This window comes from Megasphaera indica (genome assembly GCF_046614755.1).
GTDB lineage: Bacteria > Bacillota > Negativicutes > Veillonellales > Megasphaeraceae > Megasphaera > Megasphaera intestinihominis.
This window is the reverse complement of record NZ_JBKKJR010000018.1, coordinates 1-16,398: the sequence shown is the minus strand read 5'-3', so window position 1 is coordinate 16,398 and position 16,398 is coordinate 1. Positions and strand designations below refer to the sequence as shown.

Genomic DNA, 16,398 nt, shown 5'->3' with positions numbered 1-16,398 from the left:
GGATATGCTATTACCACGTATAATCTTCTGTATCAGCACGGCCCTTGCCAGTCAGCGAATCGAGGAGGATACGCTGTTCGACTTGTGCCACGTGTTTCCGTGTCGATACGACGGCATCAGGGTTGACCGAGATGGAATCGATGCCGCTCTTGACCAGGAATTCAGCGAAGTCCGGATAGACGCTCGGTGCCTGGCCGCAGATGGAAACGGTCTTGCCGTCCTTATGGGCTACGGCGATGAGATGGCGGATAGCCCGTTTGACTGCCAGGTTGCGTTCATCGAAGAGCGGTGCTACCGTATCGTTGTCGCGGTCGCAGCCCATGATGAGCATGGTCAGGTCGTTGGAGCCGATGGAATAGCCATCGACGAACTGGTTGAACTGGTCGGCCAGGATGATATTGGACGGGATTTCAGCCATGAGCCAGACCTTGAAGTCCGGACCGCGGTGGAGGCCTTCCTGAGCCATGAGGTCGACGACTTTCTGCATTTCATCGACACGGCGGCAGAAGGGGATCATGACGTTGAGGTTCTTGTAGCCGTATTCTTCGCGGACTTTGCGGACAGCTTTCAGTTCCAGCTTGAAGGCTTCGACGTATTTCGGATCATAGTAACGGGAAGCACCGCGCCAGCCGAGGAGGGCGCTGCTTTCCTGCGGTTCGTATTTGTCACCGCCTGTCAGGTTGCGGTATTCACTCGATTTGAAGTCGCTCAGGCGCAGCGTGACCGGACGCGGAGCCAGTGCCTGGCAGACTTTGCGGATACCTTCGGACAACTGATTGACGACGTGGTCAGCCCGGCCCGTTTCGATGAGGTATAACGGGTGTTCATGAATGAAGGTCGTCCAGATGAATTCTTCGCGCATGAGGCCGATGCCGTCGCAAGGCAGTTTGCCGTATTTTTCAGCCAGATCCGGGTTGCCCAGGTTCATGTAAATCTTCGTGCCCGTAATCGGAGCGGCTTCGGCGGCGACGACGGTCGTTGCAGCCTGGCCGGCCGGGGCTTCAGCAGCTTCCGGTTTGACGATGTCGGCGACGATGCCTTCATAGACGATGCCGTTCGTCGCATCGACCGTGATTTCTGCGCCATCCTGGATGGTCGTCGTCGCTTCGACGCTGCGGCTCTTCGTGCCGACGATGCAGGGGATGCCCAGTTCACGGCTGACGATGGAAGCGTGGCAGGTCATGCCGCCGGCATCGGTGACGATGGCCTTGGCTTTCTTCATGGCCGGTACCCAGTCCGGAGCAGTCATGGTCGTAACCAGGATTTCACCGTCTTTGAATTCAGCGATCTTCGACGGGTCGAGGATGACATGGGCTTTGCCAGCAGCGCTGCCCGGGCTGGCCGGCAGGCCTTTGACGACGACGTTGCGGTCCGTCGTGACAGCGGCCTTTTCGGCAGCGGCTTCTTTCTTTTCTTTATTTTTCTTGGACCATACCGTTTCCGGACGGGCCTGGAGGAGCCATACCTTATTGGTCCGTTCGTCGACGCCCCATTCCATATCCATGTAGCAGCCGTAATGCTTTTCAATAGCTTTGGCGTACGTAGCCAGTTCCTTTACCTGTTCGTCCGTAATGACCTGCTGTTTCTGCAGTTCCGGCGGAACGAGTTTTTCTTCGCAATCGCCGCCCGGTTTGCGGACCAGTTCGATCGGTTTGGTATTGATCATCTTGGAGAGGATGGTCAGGTCATCCTTGCGGACTTTGAAGTTATCCGGCGTAACCGTGCCCTGTACGACATATTCGCCGAGGCCCCAGGCCCCTTCGATGGTAATCGTCGAATCATCGCCCGTGACCAGGTCGACGGTGAACATGACGCCGGCAGCTTTGGAGAAGACCATCATCTGGATAGCGGCGCTCAAAGCGACGGAGAGATGATCGAAGCCCTGTTTCGTGCGGTAGTACGTAGCGCGGTCGGTAAAGGTCGATGCGTAACATTCCTTGACCTTCTGGATGACCATGTCAGCCCCCTGGACGTTGAGGTACGTATCCTGCTGACCGGCAAAGCTGGCGTCCGGCAGGTCTTCAGCGGTTGCACTGGAGCGGACGGCGACGAAAGGATTGGCTTCGCCGACTTTCTTGCCCAATTCTTCGTAACTCTTGCGGATATCGGCTGCCAAGTCGGCCGGCATTTCTGCATCACAGATGGCCTTGCGGATCTTTGCCGTCACATCGCGGAGCTGGACAGCATCTTCGACGTCGGTCAGGCCTTTCAGTAATTCCGGGATCTTGACGTCCATGCCCGTTTCATGCATGAAATGGCGATAGCCTTCGGCTGTCGTCGCGAACCCATAGGGAACGGGAACATCCGTCTGAGACGTCAATTCACCGAGGGAAGACGATTTACCGCCTACGAGAGCTACATCGGCTCTGCGCAGTTCATCGAACCACAATACAAATGCTTTTTCTCTGTCCTTTGCCATAATCCTTACCTCCTTCTATTATAACCAAGCGTGTACGCTAAATTGTCTGCTTGTTACGTTTATAGTACGCTATTTCTCTGCGATTGTCAATGGCATTTCTAAAAAAGCTACATGATACTCTTTTAAAGAGTATACTACATATGAAATATTTTCGGATTCCGTGTAGCGTAAAACGATTTAATCACCAAAAAGACTTTAAATTTTTTCAACCTGTCCCGCCTATATAGGATAATGATGTATGATGTGATATAATAAGAAATTAGTAATGTCTCATTACCTGCTCATCTTGAACGATTACGTCGTCACGTAGGAGGAAAAAATGTATACACCCAGACGCAGAGCAAAAAAAGCCAAAAAAGCCGGTCCCCTTCGCCGCATCCGCCTTTTCATCGCCTTATGCCTTGTCGTTTTCGCAGGCTTAGGGTTTGGCTATATTTTTGCTGCCTATCAAAGTTTGCCTGCTGTAGGCAATAACATGCGGCCTGCCGTTTCATCACAGGTCTTCGATTCCCACGGCCGGCTGATCACGACCCTTCATTCCGATCAGAACCGCTTGCCCATCGACATCAACAAAGTGCCGCAGAATCTGCAGAATGCCTTCATCGCTGCCGAAGACAACCGCTTCTATGAACACATCGGCATCGACCCTATCGGCATCTTCCGCGCCATCTTTGCCAACCTGACCAACCGCGGCATCGCCCAGGGCGGCAGTACCATCACCCAGCAGCTGGCCAAGAACGCCTTCCTGTCCCAGGAACAGACATTGAAGCGTAAGATACAGGAAGCCATGCTGGCCCTGGAAATCGAACACAAATACAGTAAAAAAGAAATCCTGGAAATGTACATGAACCAGATTTACTTCGGCCAGGGTGCCTATGGCATCCAGACAGCGGCCAAAACGTATTTCAACAAAGACGTCAACGAACTGACCCTGACGCAGTGCGCCATGCTGGCCGGCCTGCCTAAGAGCCCGAACTACTACTCGCCCTTCAACAACTTGAACGAAGCCAAGAAGCGCAAGAACGTCGTCCTCGACCAGATGGTCAAATACGGCTACGTATCGGCTGCCGAAGCGGAAGACGCCAAGAACCAGGACCTGGGCCTCTCCAAGAGCCATCAGTCCAAAGAAGCCGACGAATATGCATCCTTCATCGACTACGTCTCCCAGCAGGTCGCCAAGAAATACGGCGACGATGCCCTCTATAAGGAAGGCCTCAAGATCTACACGACCATGGACGTCGACAAGCAGCACGCCGCCGTCCGGGCCATGCGCAACCTGCCCAACAACTACACTGACGAAAACGGCCTGACTCAGCCGCAGGCAGCCATCGTCTCCATCGACCCCAAGACGGGCCACATCCTGGCCATGGTCGGCGGCCGCGGACAGGACAGCTTCAACCGCGCCAGCATGGCTGTCCGCCAGCCTGGTTCGGCCTTCAAGCCCTTCGTCTACCTGACGGCGCTGCAGCACGACATGACGCCGGATACGACCATGAACGACCAGCCCGTCACCTACGGCAGCTGGAGTCCGAAGAACGCCGGCGGCTCCTACAGCGGTACCATGACCCTCAGCGATGCCCTGGCCCACTCGGTCAACACCATCGCCGTCCAGCTGGCTGACCAAGTCGGCACGAAGAACATCATCGCCAATGCCAAGAAGATGGGCATCACCACCCTCGACGCCAAAGACGACAACCTGGCCATGGCCCTGGGCGGCCTGACCAAAGGCGTCACGCCGCTGGAAATGGCCAGTGCTTATGGCACCTTTGCCAATAAGGGCGTCCACGTCAAACCGACGGCTATCGTCAAAATCCTCGACCGCAACGGCAACGTCCTGGAAGACGCATCGACGTTAGAAAAAGAAGAAACGAAGACCCGCGTCATGTCCGAACGGGAAGCCTATGAAATGACGACCATGCTCGAAGGCGTCATCGACCACGGCACAGGGACAGCCGCCGCCATCGGCCGTCCGGCTGCCGGCAAGACCGGTACGACAGACGACAACAAAGACGCCTGGTTCGTCGGCTACACGCCGGATATCGTCACAGCCGTCTGGATTGGCGACGATACGGGTTCGCACAGCTTAGGCGAAATCTACGGCGGCACGATCCCGGCAGAAATCTGGAAGGATTACATGTCGTCGGCTACGTCCGATGAATCGGGTGGCGACTTCTCCGCCCCGTCAGGCATGGAACGCCGTAAAGAAACGACGTCGTCTTCATCTTCCAGTAACAGCGTCCGCAGCGACGACCGGGAAGAACCGAAGAAAAAATCGGCTACGACCGAAAAAACGACGACCAAAGAAAAATCCAAACAACAGACCCAGCAGCCGGCCAGACAACAAGCCGACCGCAATAATAAGGAATAGTGAAAAAGGGCTTGTCGCATATGCGACAAGCCCTTTTTAGCCGTTAGCAGCTAGCAGTTAGTGGCTCGTGGCTCGTGGCTCGTAGGGCCCCGCTCTCTTTCTTTCATCCGCCCATGACGGCGATGGTTTCGGGGACGATGAAGTCTGCTTCCGTGCAGGCCCGGATATCTTCTACTGTATAGCCCGGTGCCAGTTCCCGCAGGACCAGGCCCTGCGGTGTGACTTCAAAGTAGCAGCGTTCGGTTACGATATCGGTGACGCAATGGGCTCCCGTCAGGGGCAGCGTACATTTCTTCAGTATCTTGGAATGGCCGCTCTTTTCGCAATGGTCCGTGGCGACGATGATTTTCTTGACACCGGCACAGAGGTCCATGGCCCCGCCCATACCGGGAGCGAATTTCCCAGGAATGGTCCAGTTGGCGATATTCCCTTCCTGGTCGACTTGCAGCGTTCCCAGGACAGTCGCGTCGATATGACCGCCGCGGATGAAGGCAAAGGACGTTTCGTGGTCATAGACGCTGCCGCCGGTAATGACCGAGGCCGGCTGGCCGCCGGCGTCGATGACGTCGATGTCGACATGGTCCCAATCCGGCGACGGGCCGCTGCCGACCGTGCCTATTTCCGCTTCCAGCCAGAGGTCTACGCCTTCAGGCAGATAGTTGACGCACATCAGGGGCAGGCCGATTCCTAAATTGACGAAATCCCCATTTTTGAAGAATTGGGCACACCGCCAGGCAATCAAAGCTCTTCCTTTCCGTTCGACCATGACCTCATCCCCTTTCCTGCCGTTCCCGCGCTTTAGCTTCGGCACGGGCCCTGGCCTTTTTCCACATCGGGCAGACATAGCGTTTTTCGCCCTGCCGTTCATAGACCATATCGACGACGGGCGCCGGAATGGCGATTTCTTCCGGCGAAAGCTGGCCGACAGGGACGATTTCTTCGACTTCGGCAGCGACAAAATCAGCAGCATAGGCAATGGTACTGTTCGTCGCCCGTGAATTCATGCGGAAATAGAGATTGCCTGCCGTATCGGCTTTGGTCGCTTTGACCAGGGCCACGTCGGCATGGAGCGGCAATTCCAGGAGGTATTCTTTCCCGTCGATGACCAGCTTCTGTTTCCCTTCTTCGACACTCGTCCCGACGCCCGTCGGCGTGAGGACGCCGCCCAATCCGGCACCGCCGCAGCGCACCCGTTCGGCCCAGGTCCCTTGGGGAACGAATTCGACGGCCAGTTCACCGGCCAGCATCTGTTTCAGTGCTTCCGGGTTGAGGCCGATATGGGTCGTAATGATGGACGATACGCGATGGGCCACGATGAGTTTGCCTACGCCTTGGCCGGGATAGCCCGCCGATACGGCGATAGCTTTGATATCCTTGACGCCTTTTTCCAGCATGCCGTCGATAATCTCATCGGCTGCAAACTGGCCGTGCCAGTCGCCGAACATGATGGTCTGGCCATCGTGGATATGTTCCAGGATATCTTGGAGAGAAGATACTTTCGATAACACCGTACTCACTCCCTTCACAAAGCAGCCTTACTGGCCGGTAAAATGGGGACGCCGTTTTTCCATGAACGCGCAGACGCCTTCGGCGAAATCCTTGGTCCGGGCACATTCGCGCTGGCACGGGACTTCGATATTTTCCAGGTAGTGCTGGTATTCGGCAAAGGCGGCTGCATAGATCTGGCGCTTGATATTCTTGTAGGAAATGATCGGCCCTGACGCCAATTTCTTGGCAAATTTCATCGTTTCACCGTCGAGGTCCTCGTTGGGCACGATGCGGTAGACGATGCCCAGGTCCTTGGCTTCCTGAGCGCTCACCGGCCGGCCGGTCGCACAGATATCCATGGCCCGTTTCGGCCCCAGCTGTTTGACCAGCAGATACGAACCACCCGTATCGGGGACCAGGCCCAGGTTGACGAAGGCCATGATGAACTTGGCGTTTTCACTGCAAATGATAAAATCTGCCGTCAGTGCCAGGCTGGCACCGGCACCGGCTGCGGCACCGCTGACCGAGGCGATGACCATCTTGCTCATCTTCTTCAGGCCGTCCGTGACCTTGCCTACCTTGCCGATGAGGCCGTCCATATTGACGTCACCGCCGGCCTTGATGAGCTGGTAGAAGTAGCCGATGTCGCCACCAGCCGAAAAAGCACGGGGAGAACCTTTGAAGACGACGACTTTCACCGATTCATCGGCTTCAGCCGCCTGGACGACGTAGAGCAGTTCATCGGCCATTTCTTCATCGATGGCATTGAGATTCTTGGGATAATCGAGCTGAACGACAGCAATACCGTCCTCGACAGTATAGTGCAATTTTTTGAGCTTCATATGAATCCCTCCTCGCAACTATAACAAAACGGAAAGTTAAGCTTTCTTTATATTCATATTATAACATATATTTTAGTAAAAAACCTATACTTGAAAGGCATGAAAAAGGCGCTGTCTCGCGACAGCGCCTTTTTAGTGGCTCGTGGCTCGTGGCTCGTGGCTAGTGGCTCGTGGGGCTCGTGGTTCGTAGCTCGTAGGGGCGACCACGTGGGGCGCCCGCTTCAGATAAATGGGTCACGGGATTCCTGCATATCCCCGCATGTGCAAGCCCCTACGGGGTTAAACCTCTCCGGCACATTTGGGCCACCTCTCCTAGCAGGAGAGGCTAAATCCTTTCCATCCGCTAGCCCCTAACCGCTAGCTGCTAACAACGTAAAAGAGGCTGTCGCATGAAGACAGCCTCTTTTTGAGTTTTAAGTTTATAGTTTTTAGTTTGCAGCGAATCCCCTTAAATTTAAAACCATCCGCTAACAACTAGCCACTAGCCACTAGCTTTTTATCAATCGATGCAATACTGGCAGAAGATGCCACGGAGGTCGAATCCGCGGTTTTCTTTTTCCTGACGGGCCGTTTCTTTCGGCTGGTTCATGGAAGCGACGAGTTCCTGACCGCGGCAGTAGATGCCTTCGCCGTTGGCGTTGCCGTTGATGGGCAGGGGCATCATGGTATTGATCATATCATCGAAAGTAAAGTGTTTATCCATCTGAAAAGCCTCCTCTTAAGACTTCAATCATTATTATCTTGCTTGAGCATAAGTTTACGCTTTTCAATGTCTTTTTGTCAATGCTAATTGCGAATCATTTTTGCATTTCATCAATTCAATATTAGAATCTCTTTATGCTTTATTCAATACCTTATGGACCAAAGCACTGATGACCATGAGGATGACGACGACAGGGACCGTAATACCTACCGGTGTGTCGACATTGAGCAGGAAGCGGTACAAGATGACGCCCAGGACCCAGAGGACCAGGTTGAGCCAATTGACGCTGTCTGCCGTGTGGTCCTGCTTGAGGATGAAGAAATCCGACAAGAGGATGGCTGTCATCGGCGCAAAGACCGAGCCGATGAGGTAGAGGAAGTCCTGGAACTGGTCCGGCGCGGCGAAGATGGCCAGGATGACGCCCAGGACGGTGGCAATGAGAGCCAGGACCTTATCCGAAACCTTGGGAACCAGGCTCTGGCAGCTGACGCCGGCTGAAAAGGCATCGAGGAAGGTCGTCGTTACCGTCGACAAGAGGACGACGAGGATCCCGGCCACGCCCATGCCGGCCTGGACCATGATGGCCGCAATATCATCCTGACCGGTGAACAGGGCGGCGCCCATGCCGATGAGGAACATCCACGAGCTGGCGATGAAATAGGCACGACAGCGGCATGGCGACGGCCAGTTCGACAGCGCCGCCGAAGGTCAGGTCGCCTGCCGGTACCTGGGGCGTACCACCTTTGAAGACGACCAGGCTGAGGACGATGGTCAAGATGAACAGCGCCGCCATGACGACGACGTTGACCTTGCTCAGGTTCTTCAGGCCCATGATGATCCACAAGGCGATGAAGGCTCCGATGATGAGGCTCCACCAGGACACGCCAATGGCGGCGATGGTATTGGCTGCCAAGGCGGCACTGGCGACCATGACGGCCGTCCAGCCGACGAGCTGGATGACATTCAGCCCGGCAAAGAGCTTGGCGCCCTGGGTGCCGAAAGAAATGCGCACCGTTTCCATGGCGCTGCCGCCGGTCCGCCCGCCGATGAGGCCGGCCAGATACATGACCGTCCCGCCGATGAGGTGGCCCAGGATGATGGCCGCAAAGGCTTTGGCAAAGCCCAGCGGCGCCAGGAGCATGCCCGTCAGGATTTCAGCGATGGAAATACCGGCGCCGAACCATAACAGGCCGTTAGAAAAGACAGATGTCTTACGTTCATTCACAATATGATACCAACCTTTCTGCATATAAATCATTAACTCTATTAGTATAGCACATCTGCCGGGAAAACCCTATGCAGGACAGTCACTTTGTCACAATTTCAACTCACTTTACTAAGAAAAAGGGCATTTACCTTTATTCCCCTTTATGGTCATGCTATACTTAGCTAACAATATAATAACTATATGGTCTTTTTTTTAATTTATACGTTTGGAGTGATACCATGAAAATTGACAAGCGCCTGAAAATCGTCATTGCCGCTGTCATCCTAGCTGCCTGCGCCTTTGGCGGCTATACATATTACCAGTCCCAGCAAACGGCAAAGCAGGCCAAGGCCATCGAAACGGCCGACGTCGTCCGCAAAGACCTACGCTCGACAGTCTCGGCGACGGGTACCATCAGTCCTGTCGATTCCGTCGAAGTCTCACCGAAAATCACGGCCCGCATCAGCCAGGTCCTGGTCAAAGAAAATGACCGGGTCACAGCCGGCCAGACCGTGGCTATCCTTGACGGCAAGGACTATGAAGCCAAGCGCGACCAGGCTCAATATAAAGTCACGAATACCAAAGTCGAATACGACCGGGCCCAGCAGCTCTACGACCTCGGTGCCGGCACAAAACAGGCTTTGGATACGGCCCAATTCAACTATGACACGGCCGTCAGTACCTTAGCCCAGGCCGAATCGGATGTCGCCGAAACGGTCATCACAGCGCCCATGGACGGCGTCGTCGTCGGCGAACCGAAGACCGTCGGCACCATGGCCGTCCAGGGTAACAGCAACCCGACGGTCATCATGCGTATCGCCGACACGTCGACCAAGCAGATTCTGGCCAAAGTCGATGAAACGGATATCGGCAAGATTCAAGTCGGTCAGGATGCGACCTTCACGGTCGACGCCTTTACGGACCGGACCTTCACGGCCCACGTCTCGAAAATCGCCAAGACCGATACGAGCAACACCTGGGATACGAATGGCACGAGTTCGACATCGAGCTCCTCTTCAAACTCCTCGGCCAGCGTCATCTACTATTACGTCACCCTCGACGTCGATGACCCGGACGACGTCCTGAAACTGGGCATGACAGCCCGCGTCGACATTACGACATCGCAAAAAGACGATGCCCTGGTCGTCCCCATCGCCGCCTTGAAGACCAACGATTCCGGTTCCTATGTCATCCGCGTCGACGCCAACGGCCAGACCGAACAGGTCCCGGTCACGACGGGCATCTACAGCGATGAATACGTGGAAATCCTTTCAGGCCTGACCCAGGGTGACAAGGTTTCCATCACCTATACGGCCTCCAGCAAATCTTCGTCATCGAACAACAACCGGCGCCAGGGACCGCCGCCCATGTAAAGGAAGCATCGCCATGAAGCATGTCATCGAATTGAAAGATATCAAAAAGATATACCACATCGGCGGTGAAGATTTCGCCGCCCTGGCCGGCATTACCTTGAACATCGAAGAAGGCGAGTTCGCCGCCCTCATGGGGCCGTCGGGCTCCGGGAAATCGACGCTCATGAACATCCTGGGCTGCCTGGACCGGCCCACGTCGGGCTCGTACAAGCTCGGCGGCAAGGAAGTCGCTCACCTCAGCGACGATGAACTGGCCGTCGTCCGCAACCAGCACATCGGCTTCGTCTTCCAGAACTTCAACCTCTTGTCCCGCATTTCCGCCCTGGACAACGTCGCCCTGCCCCTGGTCTACGCCGGCGTCGGCCGCAAGGAACGGGCAGAACGGGCCATGGAAAAGCTGAAATCCGTCGGTCTGGAAACGTGGGCCCACCACAAGCCCAACGAACTGTCCGGCGGCCAGCGTCAGCGCGTCGCCATCGCCCGGGCTCTGGTCAACAACCCGCATATCATCATGGCCGACGAACCGACAGGCAACTTGGACACGAAATCGACGAAAGATATCATGCGCCTCTTCGAGGCACTCCACGAAGAGCACAAGACGATCATCCTGGTCACGCACGAACCGGAAATCGCCGCCTGTGCCAACCGCCAGCTCCTGCTCTCGGACGGCATGATTACCAAAGACGCCGGAAAGGGGGTCGTCATGGATGTTATTTAGTGAAAGCGTACAGATTGCCGTCACGGCCCTGTTGTCCAACAAACTGCGCTCTATCCTGACCATGCTGGGCATCATCATCGGCGTCGGTGCCGTCATCGCCATGATTTCCATCGGCATGGGCGTCAAGCAGAACGTCACCAACTCCATCGCCAGCCTGGGCAGCAACATGCTCATCGTCATGCCCGGCTCGACCAATCAGGGCGGCGTCCGCTCGGCAGCCGGGTCGAACCAGAAATTAAAATACGACGACGCGACAGCCATCAAGAACAAGATAAAGAACATCGACTATGTATCGCCGACGGTCAACAGTTCCTATCAGATCGTCAACGGCAACCAGAACTGGAATACATCGGTCTACGGCGTCACGCCGGAATACCTACACATCCGCTCCCTCGTCGTCCAGTCGGGCTCCTTCATCACTCAGAGCGACCTCAACTCGCGCAACCGCGTCGCCGTCATCGGACCGACGGTCGCGTCCAACCTCTTCGACGAAGCCAACCCGGTCGGCAAGAACATCCGCATCAACAACCAGCCGTACAAAATCATCGGCGTCCTGGAAAGCAAGGGCCAGTCCTCCATGGGCCAGGACCAGGACGATATCGTCATCGTCCCCTTGACGACGGCCCAGGAACGCCTCATGGGCATTACCTACGTCCGCTCCATCAACATCCAGGTCTCCAGCGCCGATAAAATCGAACAGGTCCAGTCCGAAGTCGAAACGCTGCTGCGCCAGCGCCATCACATCATGAACGGCAAAGAAGACGACTTCAACGTCCGCAACCTGACGAGCCTCATGGAAACCATGACCAGCACGACGACCATGCTGACCCTCTTCCTGGGCAGTATCGCCGCCATTTCGCTCATCGTCGGCGGCATCGGCATCATGAACATCATGATGGTCTCCGTCACTGAACGGACGCGGGAAATTGGCATCCGTAAAGCGCTGGGCGCGACCTTCCAGAACATCATGATGCAGTTCCTCATCGAATCCGTCGTCATCGGCGTCATCGGCGGCCTCCTGGGCATCGCCTGCGGCGTCGGCATCGCCCTGGCTATCGCCAAGTCGGGCCTCTTCCAGACAGTCATCACGGCGGCACCGATCATCATCTCCTTCAGCTTCTCCGTCGGCATCGGCCTCTTCTTCGGCATCTACCCGGCCCGGAAAGCAGCCAAACTCGACCCTATCGAAGCCTTGCGGTATGAATAAAAAAAGGGCTTGTCGCACGTGCGACAAGCCCTTTTAAGTTGTTAGTGGCTAGCAGTTAGTGGTTAGCAGATGGCTTTAAATTTGAAGGTTTTCTCTGCAAACTACAAACTCTGTGCTACAAACTATAAAGTAAAAGGGACCTTGCATGATGGTAGAAGCCTTCGTGCGACAGCCCATTTTTAGTTGTTCGTGATTCGTGGTTCGTGGTTCGCAGGGGATGTGCCCAAAGCCTTTTGGGCCCGTCAGGTGCCGACCCTCGGAAGGCACAGAACGGTTGCCAGAACGGACAGCTGTAGCGGGCGTCCCGGCTCTCCTGCCAGGAGAGCTGTCAGCGCAGCTGACTGAGAGGTTGCTTTTGAATCGTCGTACGGTTCATGGGATTCTTATAGGCGAGTCTGGAAATTCAACCTCTCCGGCCCGTTGGGCCACCTCCCCTATCAGGGGAGGCTTGGCGCTCTGCAATCGGCGGGCCGCCCCTACGAACCCCTAGCCACTAACCACTAGCCACGAACCCCTAATCTCTCAGCCAGCGACGGATGTCGTCTTCGGCATCTTCGATGGTCGTGCCCAGGAGGGCCAGGCTTTTACCGAGTTTGGCATCCGGGCAGAGGGCGTGGATGTCTTCCAGGCTGTGGCCGACGCCGCTGCCTTCGTGGGTGCAGAAGGGATAAATCGTCTTGCCGGAAAAATCATGGTTTTCCAGGAAAGTCCACAATGCCATGGGCATGGTGCCGCACCAGTTGGGATAGCCCAGGAAGATGACGTCGTAGTCGTCGATGCTGGGAAGATCCTTTTCCAGGGCCGGCCGGGCATTGTCGGCCTTTTCTTTCCTGGCGATCTTGACGACTTCCTGATAGTCATTGGGATAGACCGAAGCCGTGCGGATATGGAAGAGGTCGCCGCCCGTGAACAGGCGCAGCATCTGGGCTGCCCGTTCCGTATTGCCCACGGGCAGGTCGACGATCTTGCCGCTGACATAGTTCATGCCGGCGTGAGAAAAATATGCAATGAGGCATTTCTTACCTTGATAATCCATAAGTCAATCAAACCTCCCTGATATGTTTGACCTAAAAAGTCCCGATACAGTTTTCATTATACGGCAAAAATCGCCGCCATTCAATCACTATCATGAATGACGGCGATTTTATTTTATCATGCCTGCCAGGCGCCCTGTATCTTTCCAAGGCCCATAGAATGTAGTAAAATAGAGTTTGTCAATAGATTACAAAGCTAAGCAATACAAGGAGGTCCCTTTATGGCTCATGTAAATGAAAACTATTTAAAACTCCCCGGCAACTATCTTTTTGCAACGATTGCAAAAAAAGTTGAAGCGTATTCCAAAGCGCATCCGGAAGCCAATATCATCCGCCTCGGCATCGGCGACGTCACCCGTCCCCTGGCCCCGGCTATCATCGACGCCATGCACAAAGCCGTCGACGAAATGGGCAAAGCTGAAACCTTTCGCGGCTACGGTCCGGAACAGGGCTATGATTTCCTTCGCCAGGCCATCATCGATGGCGACTATAAGAAGCGCGGCATCGACCTCGAATTAGACGAAGTCTTCGTCGGTGACGGCGCCAAGACCGACGTCGCCTGCATCCAGGAAATCTTCGGCGACGACCTCAAATTCGCCGTAGCCGATCCGGTCTACCCGGTCTACCTCGACTCGAACGTCATGTTCGGCCACACGGGCGACTGGAATGCCGAAAAAGGCATCTACGACGGCGTCGTCTACCTCCCGTGCACACCGGAAAACGGCTTCAAAGCCGAACCGCCGAAGGAAAAAGTCGACATCGTCTACCTCTGCAACCCGTCCAACCCGACTGGCACGGCCATGAGCAAAGAAGAATTGACCAACTGGGTCAAAGCTGCCAAAGAAAACAACTTCATCATCATCTATGATTCGGCTTATGAAACGTACATCACCGAACCGGACGTTCCCCACAGCATCTTTGAAATCGAAGGCGCTAAAGAAGTGGCCATCGAACTCCGTTCGTACTCCAAATGCGCCGGCTTCACCGGGACGCGCTGCTCGTACGTCGTCGTTCCCCATGCCTGCGTCGCTTACAAGAAAGACGGCACGGCTGTCGAACTCAACCCCTTGTGGAACCGCCGCCAGTGCACTTTCTTCAACGGCACGCCGTACATCGTCCAGCGCGCAGCCGAAGCCTACTACAGCCTGGAAGGCCAGAAACAGTGCCTGGCTGACGTCGAATACTACATGGAAAATGCCCACATCATCCGCGACAGCCTGACCGAAGCCGGCTTCACCGTCTACGGCGCTACCAACTCGCCTTATGCCTGGGTCCAGACGCCGAACGGCATGAAGAGCTGGGACTTCTTCGACCTGCTCCTGGAAAAAGCCCACGTCGTCACGACACCGGGTTCGGGCTTTGGCCCCCACGGCGAAGGCTACCTCCGCCTGACCGCTTTCGGCACCAAAGAAAACACGGTCGAAGCCGTCAAACGCATTGCTGATTTAAAATTATTCAAATAAAGGTGGTTTAACCATTGAGTACCAATCTGGAAGTAGGCATCGTCGGCCTGCCGAATGTCGGTAAGAGCACACTGTTCAACGCGATTACCAAGGCCGGCGCAGAAGCGGCAAACTACCCCTTCTGCACGATTGAACCGAATGTCGGCGTCGTAGAAGTCCCGGATAAACGCATCCAGGTCCTGACCGACATGTATAAACCGAAAAAAACAATCCCTGCTGTCATGCGCTTCGTCGACATCGCCGGCCTCGTCGCCGGTGCATCCAAAGGCGAAGGCCTGGGCAATAAATTCCTCAGCCACATCCGTGAAACCGATGCCATCGCTGAAGTCGTCCGCTGCTTCGAAGATTCGAACATCACCCACGTCGACGGCTCCATCGACCCGATCCGCGACATCGAAACGATCAACACGGAACTCTGCCTGGCCGACCTGGAATCGGCACAGAAACGGGCTGACCGCATCGCCAAAGTCGCCCAGTGCGGCGACAAGGAAGCCAAAGTCGAATACGCAGTCCTGAAAAAAGTCCTGGCCTGCCTGGAAGAAGGCGAACCGGCCCGCAAAGCCGGCCTGACCAAAGATGAACTGCCTCAGGTCAAAGACCTCAATCTCCTGACCTTGAAGCCGATCATCTACATCGCCAACGTCGCCGAAGATGAAGCCGGCAATCCCGACGCCAACCCCAACGTCAAACGCGTCGAAGAATACGCCGCCAAGGAAGGTGCCCAGGTCGTCGCCGTATCAGCCAAGATCGAAGCGGAAATCGCCGAACTGCCCGACGACGAAGCCGAAGTCTTCCTGGAAGAACTGGGCCTGCCCGAATCGGGCCTGGATAAACTGATCAAAGCCAGCTATTCCCTCTTGGGACTGATCAACTTCTTCACTGCCGGTGCTGACGAAGTCCGCGCCTGGACCATCGTCAACGGCACGAAAGCCCAGAAAGCGGCCGGCAAGATCCACACCGATATCGAACGCGGCTTCATCCGCGCCGAAATCGTGTCCTACGACGACCTCATCGCCTGCGGCAGTGAACAAGCTGCCAAAGAAAAAGGCCTGGTCCGTCTGGAAGGAAAAGATTACATCATGCAAGACGGAGACGTCACGTACTTCCGTTTCAATGTATAGAAAAAAGGCTTGTCGCATATGCGACAAGCCTTTTTAAGTGGTTAGTGGCTAGCGAATGGGTTTTAATCGTAAGGGCCTCTACAGGCTCGTATCGTCCTCCCGACGTTTTGGGCGGGGCTCCCGTTCATCTGTCAGTCCGGCAATGTAATCGAGTGAGGTGTGGTACAGCCTTGCCAGCTGGATCAACTTTTCTACGGGGATCTTCCGTTTCCCCAATTCATACATGCCGTATCCAACTTGTGAACACTTCAAGATTTTGGCCACGTCGGCCTGAGAGAGCCTTGCTTCCAATCGAAGCGTCTTTAAGCGGCTGTAGTATTTCATTTCATCACCTGTTTTCATAGACAGCAGTTTACAACTTTTTGAACAAATAAATATCGCGTAACCACACCTTTGAAGTATAATGAATCTGCTAAAACACATCATCTCAAAGGAGTTACGCGATGAATTCATTA

Annotated in this window: 13 protein-coding genes and 1 pseudogene; 6 read left to right on the top strand and 8 right to left on the bottom strand. The window is 55.2% G+C overall.

Annotated elements, in window-relative coordinates:
* Positions 1-10: 10 nt before the first annotated feature.
* Positions 11-2,419, bottom strand: a complete 2,409-nt coding sequence (ppsA, locus tag ACFCTO_RS09220) for a phosphoenolpyruvate synthase (RefSeq protein WP_499876775.1) — start codon at positions 2,417-2,419, stop codon at positions 11-13.
* 319 nt (positions 2,420-2,738) lie between these two features.
* Here ppsA and ACFCTO_RS09215 point away from each other — a divergent pair, with 319 nt between their 5' ends.
* Entirely contained in the window at positions 2,739-4,787 is a 2,049-nt protein-coding gene (locus ACFCTO_RS09215; RefSeq protein WP_292260576.1) for a transglycosylase domain-containing protein, read from the top strand.
* Positions 4,788-4,890: 103 nt separating this feature from the next.
* Here the strand turns inward: ACFCTO_RS09215 and ACFCTO_RS09210 are convergent, their stop codons facing one another.
* The 5 genes and pseudogenes from ACFCTO_RS09210 to ACFCTO_RS09190 all read right to left on the bottom strand — a co-directional run bounded on the left by ACFCTO_RS09210 (position 4,891) and on the right by ACFCTO_RS09190 (position 9,078).
* The gene (locus ACFCTO_RS09210) at positions 4,891-5,553 is read right to left on the bottom strand and encodes a 3-oxoacid CoA-transferase subunit B (RefSeq protein WP_292105791.1); all 663 of its coding nucleotides are present in this window, start codon (positions 5,551-5,553) and stop codon (positions 4,891-4,893) included.
* A gap of 4 nt (positions 5,554-5,557) precedes the next feature.
* Positions 5,558-6,295 carry a CoA transferase subunit A gene (locus ACFCTO_RS09205; protein WP_292300752.1) on the bottom strand — a complete coding sequence of 246 codons (738 nt, stop codon included), beginning with the start codon at positions 6,293-6,295 and terminating at the stop codon, positions 5,558-5,560.
* A gap of 27 nt (positions 6,296-6,322) precedes the next feature.
* Entirely contained in the window at positions 6,323-7,117 is a 795-nt protein-coding gene (locus tag ACFCTO_RS09200; protein ID WP_020310662.1) for an enoyl-CoA hydratase/isomerase family protein, read from the bottom strand.
* A gap of 499 nt (positions 7,118-7,616) precedes the next feature.
* On the bottom strand, positions 7,617-7,820 hold the full coding sequence (locus ACFCTO_RS09195) for a hypothetical protein (RefSeq protein WP_292302152.1): 204 nt from the start codon (positions 7,818-7,820) through the stop codon (positions 7,617-7,619).
* Between the two features lie 132 nt (positions 7,821-7,952).
* Positions 7,953-9,078, bottom strand: a pseudogene (locus ACFCTO_RS09190) (cytosine permease).
* A gap of 188 nt (positions 9,079-9,266) precedes the next feature.
* On the opposite strand from ACFCTO_RS09190, the gene ACFCTO_RS09185 reads away from it, so the two are divergent.
* From ACFCTO_RS09185 to ACFCTO_RS09175, 3 genes are read left to right on the top strand one after another with little or no spacing between them, the layout of a single operon-like run.
* On the top strand, positions 9,267-10,400 hold the full coding sequence (locus tag ACFCTO_RS09185) for an efflux RND transporter periplasmic adaptor subunit (protein WP_303147600.1): 1,134 nt from the start codon (positions 9,267-9,269) through the stop codon (positions 10,398-10,400).
* Positions 10,401-10,413: 13 nt separating this feature from the next.
* Positions 10,414-11,118 (top strand): ABC transporter ATP-binding protein, encoded by a 705-nt coding sequence (locus ACFCTO_RS09180; protein ID WP_292262676.1) that lies wholly within the window; start codon positions 10,414-10,416, stop codon positions 11,116-11,118.
* A complete protein-coding gene (locus tag ACFCTO_RS09175) occupies positions 11,108-12,325 on the top strand; it encodes an ABC transporter permease (protein WP_020723928.1) in 1,218 nt (405 codons plus the stop codon). The genes ACFCTO_RS09180 and ACFCTO_RS09175 overlap by 11 nt, the downstream gene beginning before the upstream one ends.
* A 514-nt stretch (positions 12,326-12,839) precedes the next feature.
* Here ACFCTO_RS09175 and ACFCTO_RS09170 read toward each other — a convergent pair.
* A complete protein-coding gene (locus ACFCTO_RS09170) occupies positions 12,840-13,361 on the bottom strand; it encodes a flavodoxin (RefSeq protein ID WP_292302317.1) in 522 nt (173 codons plus the stop codon).
* A 219-nt stretch (positions 13,362-13,580) separates the two neighbouring features.
* On the opposite strand from ACFCTO_RS09170, the gene ACFCTO_RS09165 reads away from it, so the two are divergent.
* Positions 13,581-14,822: an LL-diaminopimelate aminotransferase gene (locus ACFCTO_RS09165; protein WP_499876774.1), complete on the top strand. Its 1,242-nt coding sequence runs from the start codon at positions 13,581-13,583 to the stop codon at positions 14,820-14,822.
* Between the two features lie 14 nt (positions 14,823-14,836).
* On the top strand, positions 14,837-15,943 hold the full coding sequence (ychF, locus tag ACFCTO_RS09160) for a redox-regulated ATPase YchF (RefSeq protein ID WP_292302102.1): 1,107 nt from the start codon (positions 14,837-14,839) through the stop codon (positions 15,941-15,943).
* A gap of 78 nt (positions 15,944-16,021) precedes the next feature.
* On the opposite strand, the gene ACFCTO_RS09155 is transcribed toward ychF, so the two are convergent.
* On the bottom strand, positions 16,022-16,398 hold a 377-nt coding region (locus tag ACFCTO_RS09155), incomplete at its 5' end, for a helix-turn-helix domain-containing protein (protein WP_499876773.1).